Origin of the sequence: Pseudoflavonifractor phocaeensis (assembly GCF_038439875.1) — a bacterium.
Taxonomy (GTDB): domain Bacteria; phylum Bacillota; class Clostridia; order Oscillospirales; family Oscillospiraceae; genus Vermiculatibacterium.
Genome location: NZ_JBCDMT010000005.1, coordinates 355,523 through 373,449, shown reverse-complemented (window position 1 = coordinate 373,449; position 17,927 = coordinate 355,523). Strand labels below are relative to the sequence as shown.

Annotated in this window: 15 protein-coding genes; 10 read left to right on the top strand and 5 right to left on the bottom strand. The window is 64.4% G+C overall.

Annotated features, from left to right (window positions below):
* Positions 1 to 45 precede the first annotated feature (45 nt).
* From AAEU42_RS11480 to spoIIP, 8 genes are all read left to right on the top strand, one after another.
* Complete coding sequence (locus tag AAEU42_RS11480) at positions 46 to 759, top strand: helix-turn-helix domain-containing protein (RefSeq protein ID WP_342233694.1); 714 nt, start codon at positions 46 to 48, stop codon at positions 757 to 759.
* A 420-nt stretch (positions 760 to 1,179) separates the two neighbouring features.
* Positions 1,180 to 2,991: a translation elongation factor 4 gene (gene lepA / locus AAEU42_RS11475; protein WP_342233693.1), complete on the top strand. Its 1,812-nt coding sequence runs from the start codon at positions 1,180 to 1,182 to the stop codon at positions 2,989 to 2,991.
* A gap of 126 nt (positions 2,992 to 3,117) precedes the next feature.
* Positions 3,118 to 3,441, top strand: coding sequence for a cyclic-di-AMP receptor (locus AAEU42_RS11470; RefSeq protein ID WP_342233692.1), 324 nt, complete (start codon positions 3,118 to 3,120; stop codon positions 3,439 to 3,441).
* Position 3,442: 1 nt separating this feature from the next.
* Positions 3,443 to 4,417: a DNA polymerase III subunit gene (locus AAEU42_RS11465; RefSeq protein WP_342233691.1), complete on the top strand. Its 975-nt coding sequence runs from the start codon at positions 3,443 to 3,445 to the stop codon at positions 4,415 to 4,417.
* Between the two features lie 50 nt (positions 4,418 to 4,467).
* Positions 4,468 to 5,667, top strand: coding sequence for a PSP1 domain-containing protein (locus AAEU42_RS11460; protein WP_342233690.1), 1,200 nt, complete (start codon positions 4,468 to 4,470; stop codon positions 5,665 to 5,667).
* 240 nt (positions 5,668 to 5,907) lie between these two features.
* Entirely contained in the window at positions 5,908 to 7,104 is a 1,197-nt protein-coding gene (gene ytvI / locus AAEU42_RS11455) for a sporulation integral membrane protein YtvI (RefSeq protein WP_342233689.1), read from the top strand.
* A 100-nt stretch (positions 7,105 to 7,204) separates the two neighbouring features.
* Positions 7,205 to 8,515 carry a S1C family serine protease gene (locus tag AAEU42_RS11450; RefSeq protein WP_342233688.1) on the top strand — a complete coding sequence of 437 codons (1,311 nt, stop codon included), beginning with the start codon at positions 7,205 to 7,207 and terminating at the stop codon, positions 8,513 to 8,515.
* 137 nt (positions 8,516 to 8,652) lie between these two features.
* The gene (gene spoIIP, locus AAEU42_RS11445) at positions 8,653 to 9,807 is read left to right on the top strand and encodes a stage II sporulation protein P (protein WP_342233687.1); all 1,155 of its coding nucleotides are present in this window, start codon (positions 8,653 to 8,655) and stop codon (positions 9,805 to 9,807) included.
* A 504-nt stretch (positions 9,808 to 10,311) separates the two neighbouring features.
* Here the strand turns inward: spoIIP and AAEU42_RS11440 are convergent.
* The 4 genes from AAEU42_RS11440 to AAEU42_RS11425 form a co-directional block, all read right to left on the bottom strand.
* Entirely contained in the window at positions 10,312 to 11,082 is a 771-nt protein-coding gene (locus AAEU42_RS11440; protein ID WP_342233686.1) for an SDR family NAD(P)-dependent oxidoreductase, read from the bottom strand.
* Positions 11,083 to 11,721: 639 nt separating this feature from the next.
* Positions 11,722 to 13,758 carry an ABC transporter ATP-binding protein gene (locus AAEU42_RS11435; protein WP_342233685.1) on the bottom strand — a complete coding sequence of 679 codons (2,037 nt, stop codon included), beginning with the start codon at positions 13,756 to 13,758 and terminating at the stop codon, positions 11,722 to 11,724.
* Positions 13,758 to 15,497: an ABC transporter ATP-binding protein gene (locus AAEU42_RS11430; RefSeq protein ID WP_342233684.1), complete on the bottom strand. Its 1,740-nt coding sequence runs from the start codon at positions 15,495 to 15,497 to the stop codon at positions 13,758 to 13,760. Before AAEU42_RS11430 ends, AAEU42_RS11435 begins: the two co-directional genes overlap by 1 nt.
* A gap of 1 nt (position 15,498) precedes the next feature.
* Positions 15,499 to 15,981 carry a MarR family winged helix-turn-helix transcriptional regulator gene (locus AAEU42_RS11425; protein ID WP_342233683.1) on the bottom strand — a complete coding sequence of 161 codons (483 nt, stop codon included), beginning with the start codon at positions 15,979 to 15,981 and terminating at the stop codon, positions 15,499 to 15,501.
* Positions 15,982 to 16,149: 168 nt separating this feature from the next.
* On the opposite strand from AAEU42_RS11425, the gene lexA reads away from it, so the two are divergent.
* Entirely contained in the window at positions 16,150 to 16,761 is a 612-nt protein-coding gene (lexA, locus tag AAEU42_RS11420) for a transcriptional repressor LexA (RefSeq protein ID WP_342233682.1), read from the top strand.
* Between the two features lie 16 nt (positions 16,762 to 16,777).
* Positions 16,778 to 17,044: a hypothetical protein gene (locus AAEU42_RS11415; protein WP_342233681.1), complete on the top strand. Its 267-nt coding sequence runs from the start codon at positions 16,778 to 16,780 to the stop codon at positions 17,042 to 17,044.
* Between the two features lie 82 nt (positions 17,045 to 17,126).
* On the opposite strand, the gene jag is transcribed toward AAEU42_RS11415, so the two are convergent.
* Positions 17,127 to 17,900, bottom strand: coding sequence for an RNA-binding cell elongation regulator Jag/EloR (gene jag / locus AAEU42_RS11410; protein ID WP_342233680.1), 774 nt, complete (start codon positions 17,898 to 17,900; stop codon positions 17,127 to 17,129).
* Between the last annotated feature and the right edge of the window lie 27 nt (positions 17,901 to 17,927).

Here is a 17,927-nt window from a genome sequence, read left to right as displayed (position 1 = left end):
ATACTATACTTACTGTTTTGAAACCCAAACTGGAGTGTGTGTGATATGGAAACAACCAACGATTTTGCCCGGTCCCTCTCCCTGCTGCGGCAGGAAAAACGGGTGAGCCAGCGCTCTGCCGCCAAGGATCTGGGCATCAGCCAGGCCCTTCTGTCCCACTATGAAAACGGGGTGCGGGAGCCGGGGCTGGCCTTTGTCCGCCGGGCCTGCGATTACTACCGTGTATCGGCCGACTTCCTGCTGGGCCGGACCCTGAGCCGGGACGGCACCACCATCGGGGCCGAGGAGCTCTACGACTACTCCAACGAAAAGGACAACGTGCTCCACGGCAGCATCATGGCCACCCTGAACAAAAAGCTGCTGGTGAACTCGGTGGGGGTGCTCTTCGACCTGCTGGGCAAGCTGGGGAACAAGGCGGCCATCCAGGCCGCCTCCAACTACCTCTCCACCGCCGTCTATAGGCTGTTCCGGTACTTTTACCGGGCGCCGGGGACCCAGAACGAGGACTTTTTCTCCATCCCCCCCGCCCATTTCGTCACCGGGTGCTCCAACGCCGATATGATCTACTCGGAGACCGATTACGTGGATGCCCTGGCCGAGCAGGTGAAGGAGAAGGGAAAGGAATCCTTCCCGCCCATGAACAACGACGCCCTGGCCCAGGCCTATCCGGGGCCTTACCAGTCCCTTTTGCAGATCATCCACTCCACCGGGGAGCGGATCAACTACAATATGGCCCAGCGGTGGACGGGGAAAAAGTGAGGGGTGTGCAGGCGTTGAGGGCGGGCCGCTAGGGACAGCGGCCCCTACGGATACGATCTGACTGCCACGGAGGGGGAGCCGGGTAAGGACACGGCAGCGGCCCCCTCTCAGTCAGCTTCGCTGACAGCTCCCCCGGAGGGGGAGCCCTTGGCAATTTGCAACGCCTTCTGTCAAGAACACGTTAGCGGCGAGCGGCGCCAGAGGGACCACGGGTCGCACAGACGCTCCCGTGCTTATACCCCTATCAATGGGCAGTAGACTTTCTACTGGGAAGGGAATCTGCGAGCAGGGCTACTCTAAAGACTTTTCTTTGGGGGTCTGGGGGATGTTTCTTTTCCTCGGGAAAAGAAACATCCCCCAGAAGGAAGCACGCCTCGACGTGCAATCAGTGAACAATATTAAGAACCACGGAGGTTTTTTATGACCGACCAATCGAAGATCAGGAACTTTTCCATCATCGCCCACATCGACCACGGAAAGTCCACCCTCTCCGACCGGCTCATCGAGCTGTGCGGGGCGGTGGAGCAGCGGGAGATGGAGAGCCAGCTTTTGGACAACATGGACCTGGAGCGGGAGCGGGGCATCACCATCAAGGCCCGGGCCGTGAAGCTGTCCTACAAGGCCCTGGACGGGGAGACCTATGAGCTGAACCTCATCGACACCCCGGGCCACGTGGACTTCAACTACGAGGTCAGCCGGTCCCTGGCCGCCTGCGAGGGGGCCGTGCTGGTGGTGGACGCCGCCCAGGGCATCGAGGCCCAGACCCTGGCCAACACATACCTCGCCATGGAACACGACCTGGAGATCCGCCCGGTGGTGAACAAGATCGACCTCCCCGCCGCCGACCCGGCCCGGGTGAAGCAGGAGATCGAGGACGTTATCGGTCTGGAGGCCCAGGACGCCCCGGAGATCTCCGCCAAAATGGGCATCAACATCCAGGCGGTGCTGGAGGACGTGGTCCACCACGTCCCCGCCCCCGACGGGGACCCCAAGGCCCCGCTGAAGGCCCTTATCTTCGACAGCCAGTACGACGCCTACCGGGGGGTCATCGTCTTTTTCCGGGTGATGGAGGGCACGGTGAAGACCGGCATGCCCATCCGCATGATGGCCTCCGGGGCCCAGTACGAGGTCATCGAGTGCGGCCACCTGCTCCCCCTGGGCATGGAGCCCTGCAAGGAGCTCATCGCCGGGGAGGTGGGCTACCTCACCGCCTCCATCAAGAACGTGAAGGACACCCGGGTGGGCGACACCATCACCGGGGTGGAGCGGCCCGCCGGGGAAGCCCTGCCCGGCTACCGGCCCGCCCAGGCCATGGTCTACTGCGGCATCTACACCGAGGACGGCTCCAAGTTCCCCGACCTCCGGGACGCCCTGGAAAAGCTCCAGCTCAACGACGCCTCCCTCTCCTTCGAGCCCGAGTCCTCCGCCGCCCTGGGCTTCGGCTTCCGGTGCGGGTTCTTGGGGATGCTCCACATGGAGATCATCCAGGAGCGGCTGGAGCGGGAGTTCGATCTGGACCTCATCACCACCCTCCCCTCCGTCATCTACCAGATCACCAAAACCGACGGCACGGTGGTGATGGTGGACAATCCCCATAACTACCCCGACGTGGGCGCCATCGCCACGGCGGAGGAGCCCTACGCCAAGGTGTCCATCATCGCGCCGCCGGACTACGTGGGCAACATCATGCCCCTGTGCCAGGACCGGCGGGGGGAGTTCAAGGACATGCAGTATCTGGACACCAACCTCGTGGAGATCCACTACTCCATGCCCCTGGGGGAAATCATCTACGACTTCTTCGACACCCTGAAGGCCCGGACCAAGGGCTACGCCTCCCTGGACTATGAGCTCTCCGAGTACCGGCCCAGCGAGCTTGTGAAAGTGGACCTGCTGTTAAACGGCGACCAGGTGGACGCCCTGAGCTTCATCGCCCACCGGGAGAAGGCCTATCCCCGGGCCCGCAGGCTGTGCGAGAAGCTCAAGGACAACATCCCCCGCCAGCTCTTCGAGGTGCCCATCCAGGCCGCCATCGGCGGCAAGGTCATCGCCCGGGAGACCATCAAGGCCATGCGCAAGGACGTGCTGGCCAAGTGCTACGGCGGCGACATCACCCGGAAGAAGAAGCTGCTGGAGAAGCAGAAAGAGGGCAAGAAGAAGATGCGCTCGCTGGGGAGCGTGCAGATCCCCACCGAGGCGTTCATGGCGGTGCTGAAGCTGGACGAGGAGAACTGATCCCTCCGGCGCGGCCGGGCGGGGACCCGCGGCAAAAAATTGTAGCCTAACGGCCCCCTTTGGGTTATAATAGAAGAGAAGACATAGAGGCCGGCGGCGTGTGCGCCGGTCCATGGAGGGATACCTATGAAGCTGATCCTTGCTATCATCAACCATGACGACGCCGGCAGCGTGACCCAGAGCCTGACCAAAAAGGGGTTCTCCTCCACCAAGCTGGCCACCACCGGCGGCTTCCTCATGGCGGGGAACGTCACCATCCTGGTGGGCGTGGACGAGGAGAAGGTCCAGACCGTCATCGACATCATCAAGGAGCACTCCCACTCCCGCAAGCAGATGATCCCCACCACCACCGAGATGAGCTACGGGTACTACCCGTCCATGCCGGTGGAGGTCACCGTGGGAGGCGCCACCATCTTCGTGGTGGACATCGAGCGTTTCGAGCGGGTGTGACATGCGTCTGGACACCCTGGCGGGCAACCATGCCCTGAAGCGCCAGCTCTCCGCCCAGGCGGAGGGCCGGGGGCTTTCCCACGCCTATCTCATCAGCGGCCCCGCCGGGTCCGGGAAGCGGACGCTGGCGAGGCTCCTGTCCGCCGCCTTCGTCTGTACGGGCGGGGGGGAGACGCCCTGCGGCGCCTGCCCCGGCTGTAAAAAGGCCCTGGCGGGCATCCACCCCGACATCATCACCATCGGGGACGACGGCAAGGACATCACCGTGGCCCAGAGCCGCCAGATCCGCTCCGACGCCTATATCCGGCCCAACGAGGCCGACCGGAAGGTATACGTGGTCCAAAACGCCCAGACCATGAACGCCAGCGCCCAGAACGCCCTGCTGAAGCTGCTGGAGGAGGGGCCGGCCTACGCCGCCTTCCTCCTGCTCACCGACAACCCCGCCGGGGTTTTGCCCACCATCCGCTCCCGGTGCGAGGCCCTGGCCCTCTCCCCCGTCACCCAGGCCCAGGCGGAGGAGGTCCTCCTTTCCCGCTTTCCCGACCGGGACCCGGGGCAGGTCCGCTCCGCCGCCGCGGACTGCGGCGGGCTTCTCGGCCGGGCCGTGGCCCAGCTGGAGGGGAGCCAGGCGGGCGAGGAGGCCAGACAGGCCGCCGGGACCCTTTTTTCCTTTTGGGCCAAGGGGGACGAGCTGGGCATGGCCCAGTTCTGCGTCAGTTTGGAGAAGTGGGACCGGGAGGCCCTCACCGGCCTGTTCGACCAGGCCGTGACCCTGCTGCGGGACGCCCTGGCCCTCCAGACCGGGGCGGAGGCCGGCGGGCCGCCGGTGGTACAAGCCCTGGCCCAGCGGCCCCGGAAGGCCCTATTGGCCGCCGTAGGGGTCCTGGAGTCCCTGCGCTCCGCCGCCGGGTTCAACGTGGGCGCCGGGCACCTGTGCGGGGCCCTGTGCGCCGGACTCAGCCAGGCCGGGCAGTGACGCCTGAAATCACCGCGCGGCGCGGTTTCTCATAAAGTAGGAGGTTCCACATGACAGAGATCATCGGGGTCCGCTTTAAAAACGGCGGAAAGGAATATTACTTCGACCCCAAGGGCATCGAGGCCCACGTGGGGGACGAGGTCATCATCGAGACCGCCAAGGGCCCTGAGTTCGGGGTCTGCTCCAAGGCCAACGCCCAGGTGCCCGACGAGGCGGTGGTCCAGCCCTTGCGGCCGGTGCTGCGGCTGGTCACCGACAAGGACCGGGCCGTCCTCCAGCGCAACAAGGAAAAGGAGGACAAGGCCCTCAAGGTCTGCCAGGACAAGATTTTGGAGCACAAGCTGGACATGAAGCTGGTGCGGGTGGAGTGCTCCTTCGACGGCAACAAGCTCCTCTTCTTCTTTACCAGCGAGGGCCGGGTGGACTTCCGCTCCCTGGTGAAGGACCTGGCCTCCACCTTCCACTCCCGCATCGAGCTGCGGCAGATCGGCGTGCGGGACGAGTCCAAGATGCTGGGCGGGCTGGGCATCTGCGGCAGGCCTTTCTGCTGCAACGCCTTCCTTGACCAGTTCCAGCCCGTTTCCATCAAGATGGCCAAGACCCAGGGCCTCTCCCTCAACCCGGCCAAGATCTCCGGGGCCTGCGGGCGGCTGATGTGCTGTTTGAAGTACGAGCAGGGGGCCTATGAGGACGCGGTGAAGCGGCTGCCCAAGAACGAGTCCTTCGTGGAGACCCCCGACGGGGCGGGCACGGTGAACGCCGTGGACTACCTGCGGGAGACCGTGAAGGTCCGGCTGGAGGACAGCCCCGAGACCCCCCAGGTCTACGCCGGGGACGAGATCAACGTAGTCCGCAGCGGCAAGGGCCGCCGGCCCGAGGGCTACGTGGCCCCGCCCCGGTCCGAGCTGGAAAAGCTGCGCAAGACCACCCCGCCCCCCGCGCCCCCGGAGGGGCGGCCCCTGGCGGGCAGCATCGACGCCGCCCTGTCCTCTCTGGACGGGGCCGAGCGGCCGGGCCGCCGGGGGAACGACGGCCGGCGGCGGGGGGACAAGCCCCGGCAGGAGGGGCGGCCCCGCCCGGAGAACCGGCCCAAGCAGGAGCCCAAGCCCCGGCAGGAGGGCAAGGGGAAAGATTCCCCCAAGCCCAAGGCCCCCGAGAGGGCCAAGGAGGGCCAGAGCCGGAACCGCCGCAGGCGGCGGGGCGGCGGCAAGCCCAAGGAGGGGGGCGCCCCCCAGGCCCCCAAGGCATAACAAACACCCATCCAGACAGCGGCCCTTCGGGGCCGCTGTCTTTTTGGCAAAGGCCGGGTTAAGATTTCGTTATGAACTTCTATTATTTACAAATTCTTCTTCCTTTTTGTTTCGGACATGCTATAATAGCCGCACTCGCATATGGCCCGTCAGGGGCGGGCCGCGAAGGGGCGCTGCCGCTTTCCGTACCTTGGGCGGCACGGTCCCCCGCGGTTTCAATCAACCTGTAAGGAGGACGCTATGGATCAAAAGGAACTGTCCTGGCACGACCGGGGACGGCTGTGGCTGCGGCTTGGGGTGCGGCTTATTCTGCTCCTGCTGGGGCTGTGGGCCGCCGTACGGCTGGGGCCCCCCTTCATCTCCCTTTTCGCCCCCTTTCTGCTGGCCTTTCTCATGGCCTGGCTCCTTTCGCCGCTGGTGAAGTGGCTCAACGCCAAGCTCCGCCTGCCCCGGAAGATGCTCTCCCTCCTCCTCCTGCTGCTGGTCTTTGTGGGATTGGGTGCGGCGGTGTGGGCGCTGACGGTGGGCGTCGTGGGGGAGATCATCTCCCTGGCCTCCGACTGGGAGGGGCTGGTGGGCAGCTTCGAGGCCACCGTCACCCTGGTGGGCGAGAGCTTTTCCCGGGTGATGGAGCTGCTGCCCCAGTCGGTGCAGACCACGGTGAACAACCTGGTGGAGCAGCTCTTCCAATGGCTTCAGACCGCCATTCCCCGCATCCTCTCCATGGCGGTGGACACCGTCACCGGCGTGGCCAAGGGCATGCCCTCCTTCTTCGTGGCCACGGTGGTCTTTGTTATGGCCTCCTACTTTATTACCTCCGATTACCCCCGCCTGCGCGCCTCCTTCACCGACCGCCTGCCCCAGGGGCCCAGGGTCTTTTTCAGCCAGGTGAAGCGGGCGGCCGCCGCCGGGTTCGGCGGGTACGTGAAGGCCCAGATCATCCTTTCCATCGGCGTCTTTTTCATCCTGCTGGGGGGCTTCCTCCTCATCCGCCAGCCCTACGCCCTGCTGCTGGCCCTGGTGCTGGCGGTGCTGGACTTCATCCCCATCGTGGGTTCGGGCACCGTCATGGTGCCCTGGGCGGTGGTGGAGCTCTTCACGGGGAACTTCCGCCACGCCGTGGCCCTCATGGTGGTGTGGGGCCTTGTCTCCCTCTTCCGCCAGATCGGGGAGCCCAAGGTCCTGGGCAACCAGACCGGCCTGTCCCCCATCCTGTCCCTGGTCAGCGTCTACGTGGGCATGAAGGTGGCCGGGGTGGCCGGGATGATCTTTGGCCCGCTGCTGTGCCTGGTGGTCCTCAACGTGGGCCGTTCCGGGGTGATGGACAACGTGATCCGGGACGTGAAGCTGGCGGCGCTGGACATCTCCGCCATTTTGAGGAGCGGCCGGCCCGAGCCGTCGGAAGAGGACGCTCCAGAGGGCTCCGAAATTGAATAGAGTTCAAAAAAGTGTTGATTTTTCTTCATTTTCTGGACACAATTCCAGGGTATCCTAAATAACGTTCCAAGGGAAAAACGACACGAAGGAGCGAGCAGTTATGTATTACAATGACTATAACCGGATGAACGAGGAACCCATCGTCACCGACGCATACAAGGTAGAAGCCGTCCCCAAGAAGAAGGCCAAGGGCGCCGGCGGCAGGATCGCCGCCCTGTGCCTGGCCTGCGCCCTGGTGGGCGGCGCCATGGGCGGCGCGGCCGTCCACTTCGCCGGGGGCTGGGGCAGGAACAGCACCGTCCTCTACGAGGGCACCCACGAGCCCGTGGCCGTGACCATGTCCAACGTAAAGACGGGGCAGCCCATGACCGGCGCCCAGGTCTACGCCGCCAATGTGGGCTCCACCGTGGGCATCACCACCGAGCTGGTCACCACCAACTACTGGGGCCAGACCGTGAAGGGGGCCGCCGCCGGCTCCGGCTTCGTGGTGACCCAGGACGGATACATCCTCACCAATTACCACGTCATCGACGGCGCCTCCTCCATCAAGGTGGCCTTCGTGGACGGCACCACCTACGACGCCAAGCTGGTGGGCGGCGAGGAGGCCAACGACATCGCCGTGCTGAAGATCGAGGCCACCGGCCTCACCCCCGTGACCCTGGGCGATTCCGACAACCTGGTGGTGGGCGAGCAGGTCTGCGCCATCGGCAATCCCTTGGGGGAGCTGACCTTCACCTACACCTCCGGCTCCGTCTCCGCCAAAGACCGGGCCATCACCATGGAGAACGGCGAGATCATGAACATGCTCCAGACCGACACCGCCATCAACTCCGGCAACTCCGGCGGGCCCCTGTTCAACCTGTACGGCGAGGTCATCGGCATCACCTCCGCCAAGTACTCCTCTTCCGCCTCCTCCTCTTCCGCCTCCATTGAGGGCATCGGCTTCGCCATCCCCATCAACGACGTGAAGGACATGGTCACCTCCATCATGGAGCACGGCTACGTCACCGGCAAGCCCAACGTGGGCATCCTGATGAACGATGTCTCCAGCGAGGCCACCCTGCGTTACGGCATTCCCTCCGGCGCTTACGTGGAGTCCGTTCTGGAGGACTCCTGCGCGGATAAGAGCGGGCTGAAGGCCGGGGACGTCATCACCGCCGTGAACGACACCGCCGTCACCTCTTCCAAGCAGCTCTCCTCCGCCGTGAAGAACTACAAGGCCGGGGACACCGTCACCTTCACCGTCTACCGGGAAGGGCAGAACCAGACCATCTCGGTCACCCTGGATGAGGCCACCCAGGAGCGGGCCGACGCCATGGCCAAGCTCCAGGAGAACTACAAGCAGGTCCAGCAGCAGCAATCCACCCAGCAGCAGGGCCGCTCCTCCTGGCCCTTCAGCTTCGGCTGGTGACCCTGGCGGGGAGTCCCCTCCCCTTTTCATAGAACCCCCGGCGGCCCACTTTGGGCCGCCGGGGGTTCTTTTCATATTCCCGCCCCGGGCCGCATAGAGTGGTGGTGAAACAAAAGAAGAAGGGAAGGGACAAGCAAATGCGGCAAAAAATCAAGTGGGGACGGCTCTTCCGGCGGGGCGCCGCCCTGTTTCTGGCCACCATCGCCCTGTGGCTCCTGCTGATGGGGGCGGGGGCCGGGGCGGTCACCGGGGCGGCGGAGATCCTGGGGAGCAGCGAGGACTTCGTCACCGCCGCCCTGCGCACCGAGCTGGGGCCCGTCCATGACGGCGCCCTCTCCTTTTGGCAGCGGCTCGCGGTGGAGCAGTCCCCCCTGCTGGCGGCCAATCCGGCGGGCGGGACCAGGCCGGCGGCCCCTGTGGAGCGTCTCCCCGACGCCCAGCCCGCCCCGGACCACGACGACATCACCGAGCCGCCCCAGACCACCGCGGCGCCGGGGGACATCGTGGAGCGGACGCTGGTCCCCACCACCACCCAGGGCTACGTCACCGGGGCGGGGCTCTACCTCTACAACCGGACCGATCTGGTGGTGGACCTGGCCGCGGCGGCCAGCCGGAGCCTCAACATCGCTCTCTCCCCCGCGGCCGACGGGCCCCAGATCCTCATCATCCACTCCCACGCCACCGAGGCCTACACCCAGGACGGCACCGACATCTATACCCCCAGCGACAACAACACCCGGACCCTGGATGAGAACTGCAACATGATCCGGGTGGGGGACGAGATGGAGCGGGTATTCACCGAGATGGGGCTGTCCGTTCTCCACGACCGGGGGATGTACGACTACCCCCAGTATAACGGCTCCTACGGCCGGTCCGGCCCGGCGGTGGAGGAATACTTACGGCAATACCCCACCATCAAGCTGGTGCTGGACGTCCACCGGGACGCCCTGGTGGGGAGCGACGGGACGGTCTACAAGGCCGTCACCACCATCGACGGGGTAAAGACGGCCCAGGTGATGCTGGTGGTGGGCAGCAGCGCCGGGGGCGGGGACCACCCGGGCTGGGAGGAAAACCTGGCCCTGGCCGCCCGGCTCCAGAAGAGCCTGGACACCCTCTACCCCACCCTGGCCCGGCCCATGACCCTGCGGCAGTCGGTGTACAACCAGAATTTGACGCCTGGGTCCCTGCTGGTGGAGGTGGGGAGCCACGGGAACACCCTTCAGGAGGCGCTGGCGGGGGCACGGCTCTTTGCCCGGGCGGCGGGGTCGGTGTATCTGTCGCTGGAGGGGTGAAGCCTTTTTTGTTTGCTGGCAGGGCGCACCCCGAGGTGCGGAACTTCTGGGGGAGGTTTCTTTTCCTCGGGAAAAGAAATCTCCCCCAGACCCCCAAAGAAAAGGCTATTGGTGCTGACCTGGGGGCAGATTCCCTTTTTGGTAGGAGGTCTACTGCCCGAAGATCGGGGGATAAGCGCGGGTGCGGCTGTGCGACACGTGGGTCTCCTTGCGCCGCTGCCGCTGACGTGTTCTTGATTGATAAGTGCCCTATTCGCACATGCACTTTGCCTTCCCCTCGGGGGAAGGTGGCAGCCCGGAGGGCTGACGGATGAGGGGAACTGGGGATAACAACAAAGGCCCTGCTAAAGAGATAAGTTCCCCTCATCAGTCTGCTTCGCAGCCAGCTTCCCCCAGGGGAAGCCTAAAAGGCTGCGCCCTTGAAAGACGCTACGAAAGGCGGTGTAACGTGCATCCATAGAAAAGAGCCCCCGGCCTACGGCCGGGGGCTCTTTTTGTTTTTCCTCAGGGGCGCAGTCCGCTGCCGCCCTGCATGGTGATGCACTCGCCGGAGATATACTTGGCCCCCTCGGAGCACAGGAACACCGCCGTGCGGCCGATGTCCAGCTCGGGGTCGCCGAAGCGGCCAGCGGGGATGCCCTTGATGGTCTGCTCGTAGACCGCGGGGTACTCCTCCTTCCACTTGGCCAGGGCGTCGGTCATCACCAGGGGGCAGATGATGTTGCAGTTGATGCCGTCGGGGCCCCACTCGGTGGCGGCCACACGGGTCATCCCCCGGATGCCCTCCTTGGCGGCGGCGTAGCTGCTCTGGCCGGGCTTGCCGAAGAGGCCCGCACCGGAGGCGAAGTTCACCACGCTGCCCTTGGTCTTTTTCAGCTCGGGGTAACAGTGCTTCATATAGAAGAAGGTGGCGTACAGCCCGGAGTAGACGGCCTGGTCGAACTGCTCCTTGGTGTGCTCGGCCAGGGGCACGCCGGAGGCGGAGTTCTGGGCGTTGTTGATCACGAAGTCGATGCGGCCGAAGGTCTTGACGGTCTCCTCCACCACGTGGGCCACCTGCTCCTCCACGCCGCCGTCGCACTGCATGGCAAGCACCTGGACGCCGTAAAGCCGCTCCAGCTCTTCCTTGGCGTCGGTGAGCTTTTTCACGTTCCGGCCGGTGACCACCAGGTTCACGCCCTCCTTGGCAAAGGCGGTGGACAGGCCGTAGCCGATGCCGCCGCCCTTGCCGCCGCCGGTGATGATGGCTACCTTGCCCTTCATGTTGTAATCCATGTGTTTCTCCTCCTTGTGAATTTTCAACAAATAATCGAGGGGTTGCTTGGTTATGTTTTATGGTAGCACACTACCGAAGAAAATACAAGGAAACCAGTGGGTTTAATCTGCTGGGATGAGGGATGTTTTCGTTTGGTTGGCTGCTGACTGCATGTTGGGACGTGGGTTTTCTGGGGGAGGTTTCTTTTCCCGAGAAAAAGAAACCTCCCCCAGACCCCCAAAGAAAAGTCTTGGTGTTGACCTGGGCGCAGATTCCCTTTTTGGTTGGAGGTCTACTGCCCGTTGATAGGGGGAAAAGCACGGGTGCGTCTGTGCGACCCGTGGTCCCTCTTGCGCCGCTTTCGCTGACACGTGCTTGATTTAGGGTGGTCCTGGCCTTCTCCTAGGGAGAAGGTGGCAGCCCGGAGGGCTGACGGATGAGGGAAACTGGGGACATGGGAAGAGGCCCTACTAAACATTAGGTTCCCCTCATCAGTCTGCTTCGCAGCCAGCTTCCCCCAGGGGAAGCCTAAGGGCCTCCAAACTACGAGACTGCTGCGGAGTAGGAGGACGGGGGTTTCTTGTTCTCTTTGGACAACTTCGGGGGAGCGAGACAAAAAAAGGACCACCCGCCGGAAGGCGGGTGGTCCTTACTGTTTCTCAGTCCAGCTGGAACTGGCCGGTGTAGAGCTGGTAATACCGGCCCTTTTCCTCCAGCAGCTCGGCGTGGCTGCCCTTCTCCTGGATCTCGCCGTGCTCGATGACCACGATGCAGTCAGCGTTGCGGACCGTGGAGAGCCGGTGGGCGATGACGAAGACCGTCCGCCCCTCCATCAGCGCGTCCATGCCCTTTTGGATGAGGGCCTCGGTGCGGGTGTCGATGGAGGAGGTGGCCTCGTCCAGGATCATCACCGGGGGGTCGGCCACGGCGGCCCGGGCGATGGCCAACAGCTGCCGCTGGCCCTGGGAGAGGTTGCCCCCGTCCCCGGTGACCAGGGTGTTATACCCGTCGGGAAGGCGGCGGATAAAGGAGTGGGCTCCGGCGGTCTTGGCCGCGGCGATGCACTCGTCGTCGGTGGCGTCCAGGCGGCCGTAGCGGATGTTCTCCATCACCGTTCCGGTGAAGAGGTGGGTGTCCTGGAGGACGGCCCCCAGGGACTTGCGAAGGTCGTCCTTGCGTATCTCTTTCACGTCGATGCCGCCGTAGGTGATGACGCCGCTCTGGATCTCATAGAAGCGGTTGATGAGGTTAGTGATGGTGGTTTTGCCCGCGCCGGTAGAGCCCACGAAGGCGATCTTCTGGCCGGGGTTGGCGTACACCGTCACGTCGTTCAAAATCTGCTTGCCCGGGACGTAGGAGAAGTCCACGTCCTGGAACCGCACGGCGCCGGTGAGCTCGGCCAGGGCGTAGCCCTCTCTCCTGGCCACCGCGCCCCGGATGCGGTGCAGGCCTTGGGCCGGGTCCCCCTGGGGGTACTTCCAGGCCCACAGGTGGTCCGGTGTATCCTCGCCGCACTCTTGGAGGGTGCCGTCGGCGGCCTTGACGCAGGGCACCAGGGTCATGCGGGGGTTTTCCGGCACCTTCCAGGCCCAGCAGTGGGTGCGCTCGCCCTCGGCGGCCTCGGTGATGGTGCCGTCGGCGGCCTTTTTGGCCCGGACCAGGGTGATCTTGCCCTCGTCCACCTCGGGCTGGGTGTCCATGACCTCAAAGATACGCTCGGCCCCCGCCATGGCGGAGAGGAGGGAGGTCATCTGCTGGGAGATCTGGTTCAAGGGCTGGCCCACCTGCTTGGAGTAGTTGAGATACACCACCAGCCCGCCAAGGTCGAAGCCCTGGAGCACGGAGAGGAGGCCCCCCGCCGCCGCGGTGAGGGCGTAGCTGATGTTCATCAGGTTGCCCGAGACCGGCATGATCATGGTGGAGTAGAAGTTGGCCTTCTGGGCCGCGTCCCGGTAGGTGTCGTTGAGTTCCTTAAAGTCGGCCTTGGCCTGGTTTTCATGGGTGAAGGCCTTGACCACCTTGAGCCCCTCGATCATCTCCTGGATGTTGCCGTTGACGGCGCCCAGGGCGGCCTGCTGCTCCCGGTAGAACCTGCGGCTCTTGCCCCCCAGGTACTTGAAGAGGAGCATGGTCACCGCCAGCACCACCAGGGTCACCAGGAACAGCTTCCAGTTGATGAAGAGCATCAGCCCCACGAGGCCCACGAACATGAGGCAGCTGGACAGGAGGGAGACCACGCTCTGCTCCAGGGCCATCTGGACGTTGTCGGCGTCGTTGGTGAAGCGGCTCATCAGCTCGCCGTGGGGATGGTTGTCAAAGTAGGCCAGGGGCAGGTCTTGGAGCTTGTCGAAGAGGTCCTTGCGCAGCCGGTTGACCCCCCGCTGGGCCAGACGGACCATGGTGGCCGACTGGCCGTAGGTGGCGAGGCAGCCCACCACATAGATGCCGATGAGCTTCAGAATGGCCAGGCCCAGCCCGGCGAAGTCGGTGCAGCCCGACCAGATGAAGTCGTTGATGATGCCCCGCATCATGTAGGAGCCGCCCAGGTTGGTCAGCACCGACACCAGCAGGCACCCGATCACCAAAAGCAGGGGCAGAGGATTGCGGGTCAGGTAGCCCAGCAGGCGGGAGATGGTCTTGCCCATGTTCTTGGGCTTTTGATAGCCCCCTCTGGGGGCGCGGTTCGGTCCTGGCATTATTCCGCCACCCCCTCTTGCTGAGATTGGTAGATTTCCTGATAGATGGGATTGCTGGCGAGGAGCTCCTCGTGGGTGCCCTGGCCGGCGATGTGGTCGTCGTCCAGCACCAAGATCTCGTCGGCGTACTGCACCGAGGAGATCCGCTGGGCGATGATGATGACGGTGGTCCCCGCCAGGTTCTTCTGGAAGGACTCCCGGATGGCCGCCTCGGTGGCCGAGTCCACGGCGGAGGTGGAGTCGTCCAGGATGAGGATGGCGGGCTTGCGCAGCATGGCCCGGGCGATGCACAACCGCTGCTTCTGGCCGCCGGAGACGTTGACGCCGCCCTGCTCCATGTGGGTGTCGAAGCCATTGGGCAGGGCCATGATAAAGTCGTAGGCCTGGGCGTCCTTGGCGGCCTGGATCATCTCCTCCTCGGTGGCGTCCGGCCTGCCCCAGAGGAGGTTTTCCCGGATGGTGCCGGAGAAGAGGACGTTGTTTTGCAGCACCATACCGATGCGGGCGCGCAGCTCCTCCAGGGGGTAGTCCCGCACGTCCTTGCCGTCCACCAGGATAGCCCCGCCGGTGACGTCGTAGAACCGGGGGATGAGGTTCACGAGCGACGACTTGCCTACGCCGGTGCCGCCCACGATGGCGACAAACTGGCCGGGCTGCACGGTGAAGCTGATGTGGGAGAGCACGTCGTCCCCGGTGCCGGTGGCCACGTACTTGAAGGACACGTCCTTGAATTCCACCTGGCCCTTGGGGGCGGGGAGGGCCGCGGTCTGAGACTCGACGGTATCCTCAATGTCGGGCTCGGTGTTCAGCACCTCGTTGATCCGGTGGGCGCAGGCCTGGGCCCGGGAGAGCTGGAGAAGGGACATGGCCACCATCATCACGCTCATCAAAATCTGGAAGATATAGTTGATGAAGGCCTGGAGGTCCCCCAGCAGGAAGGAGCCCTCCATCACCATCCGGCCGCCGAAAAAGACCACCGCGATGGTGGCGCCGTTCATGCACAGCATCATGATGGGCATGATGGCGATGATCTTTAGCCCCACGTTCAGGGCGGCCTCCATCAGCTCGTCGTTGGCCTTTTTGAACTTGGTGCGCTCGTAGCCCGCCCGGACGAAGGCCTTCACCACCCGGATGGCCACCAGGTTTTCCTGGAGGGTGTTGTTGAGGCTGTCGATTTTCTTCTGCATGGCCTCGAAGAGCTTGGTGCACACCTTCATGATGAAGGCGATGATGACGGCCATGACGGGGATGACCACCGCCAGCACCAGGGCCAGCTTGGCGTTGAGGGTGATGCTGATGATCAGCGCCGCCACCAGCATCACCGGCGCCCGCACCAGCATCCGCAGGCCCATGGCCAGCATCATGGTCATGGCGTTGACGTCGTTGGTCATCCGGGTGATGAGGGAGGCGGAGGAAAAGCGGTCGATGTCCGCGAAGGAAAAGGTCTGGACCTTATCGAAGAGGGCCTGGCGCAGGTTGCCGCCGAAGCCCTGGCTGGCGTAAGAGGCGTATTTGGAGCCCAGGACGCCGCAGGCCATGGAGACGCCGGCCAGCAGCAGCATGGCCCCGCCCAGCTGAAAGATGTAGGTCACGTTCTCCGAGGGGATGGCCACATCCACGATCCGGGCCATGACCAGGGGCAGCAGCAGTTCGCAGATGACCTCCAGGACCATCAGGATGGGGGCCCGGACGGCCACCTTCTTGTAGCCCTGAAGATGGGTGAGAAAGATTTGCAGCAAGTTAAGATTCCTCCTTTGCTTCTGGGGGTGGACAGGGAAAATCAGGGGTGCCGCCCAAGTTTTCCATCATACGGTGGAAAAACCCGGTGAGCTGGGTCTTTTCCTGGTCGGAAAAGCCCTGGAGCATCTGCTCATCCACCGCCCGGAACAGCTCGTTGCACTGTTCCACCGCCCGGCGGCCCTTGTCGGTGAGGGCCACCCGGTTGCGGCGGGCGTCCCGCTCATCGGCCCGGCGGCCCACATAGCCCGAGCGCTCCAGGGACCGCAGGGACACCGCCACCGTGGCCGGGGACAGCCGCATGGCTCTGGCCACCTCCCGCTGGGAAAAGTCCACTCCCCGCTGCTCCCCGTGGAGCAGGACCAGCAGCAGCATGGGGGAGCCCAGGTCGGCCAGCCCCCGAAGGGCCTGTTCCTCCATCACCCGTTTCCGGTGGGCCTGATGAAGCCCGTGGAAAAAGGCGCTGGGTTCGTCCGCGCAGTACATGGTATCATCTCCAATCGTTCGTACCCTGATAATTAGGATGCTTACGTAGTATACGCTGATGAAACCGGAAAATCAAGTCTAAATTGTAAACGAATTCTTAGAACAGATGTTTGACATTTTGGTCAATCTGTGATAGGATACAACTATCTAAAATAAGGAGGGGTCTCTATGGCCGCGCCGCTCACCCCAAAGCAGGGAGAAATCTACGACTTCATCCTCCAGTACACCCGCAGCCACGGCTATCCCCCCTCCGTGCGGGAGATCGGGGCCGCGGTGCATTTGAAGTCCCCCTCCACCGTTCACTTTCACATGAAAAAGCTGGAGGCCGAGGGATACATCCTCAAGGCCGACGGCAAGACCCGGGCCATCTCCCTCCCCCGGGAGGCGGTGGCCGAGGAGCTGGACGCCCACCCCGACCAGGTGCCCGTGGTGGGCAGCGTGGCCGCCGGCAGCCCCATCCTGGCCGAGGAGTGCGTGGAGGAATACCTCACCTTTGACACCGGCGGGCTGGCCGGGGAGCATTTCGCCCTGAAGGTCCGGGGGGAGTCCATGCTGAACGCCGGCATCCTGCCCGGGGACCTGGTGGTGGTCCACCGGCAGGAGAATTTCCGCAGCGGGGACATCGTGGTGGCCCTCTTTGAGGATGAGGCCACGGTAAAGACCCTGCGCCGCATCGACGGGCATATTTGGCTCATGCCGGAAAACCCGGATTACGAGCCCATCGACGGGGAGGGCGCCGCCCTCCTGGGCCGGGTGGTGGCCGTGATCCGCCGCTATTGAGAAAGGAGCGCCTTTTATGAGTATCGACTTGGAACAGCTGACCGACGCGGGACGGCGGTACATCAAAAAGATGGACCTGGAGGACATGGCGGCCCTGAAGATCTGCCTGCTGGCCACCGGGACTCTGGCGGGGCTCTCCCTCAAGAGCAGGTTCGCCCGGCGGCTGGCCGGGGTGTCCTGCTCCTTCCTGGCCGCCGGGCTGGCGGTGCCGCTGGTGAGCCAGTTTTTGGACGAGCTGGACCGGACCCCCGCCCCACCCGAGCCGCTGGACGAGGAGGCCTGAGCGCCTCTCCCCGTTTCCAAACCGTTGAAAAAGGACCGCTGTCATACGACAGCGGTCCTTTTTTGCGTTTCCTGCTGGGATTTTAGTCCCGGCGCTCTCCCTGGCTGTAAGCCACCACCGTGCGGCGGTTGGGCTCGGTGCCGATGGAATAAGTAGTCACGTCGGGCCGATCCTGGAGGGCGGTGTGGATGACGTGGCGCTCATAGGCGTTCATGGGCTCCAGCGTCACGTTCCGGCGGTAGCGCACCACCTTGTCGGCCACCCGGTGGGCCATCCGCTCCAGGGATTCCTCCCGCTTGGAGCGGTAGTGCTCGGCGTCCACCCGGACCCGGACCCGCTTGGCCTGGCCGTGGTTGACGGCGTAGCCGGTGAGCTGCTGAATGGCGTCCAGGGTCTCTCCCCGGCGGCCGATCACGGCCCCCAGGTCCTCCCCCACCAGGTCCACCAGGTAGTTGCCCTCGGCGTCCACCTTCACCTGGGGATCGGCCTGGATCTCCATGCGCTCCAAAAGGCCGGAGAGGAAGCTCTTGATCTTCTCGGCCCGCTCATCCCCCTCGGCAGCGGCCGGGCAGGCGGCCTCCACGGGGCGGCAGGGCTCCTCCGCGGGGGCGGCGGAGACAGGGGCCTCCTCCTGGGCGGCGGGGGCAGGGGCGGGCTGGGGGGCCGCCTGGGGCTCGTCAGGGACCTCGTAGGTCACCTTCACCTTGGCGGGGGTGCCGCCGATGCCCAGGAAGCCGGACTTGGCCAGCTCCAGCACCTCTACGGAGACCTCTTCCCGGGCCAGGCCAAGCTGCTGCAACGCGGCGGCAATGGCCGCGTCCTCATTCTTGCCGGTAAATTCAACGGATTTCTGCATAGACTTTTATCTCCTTCCCGTGGGGAA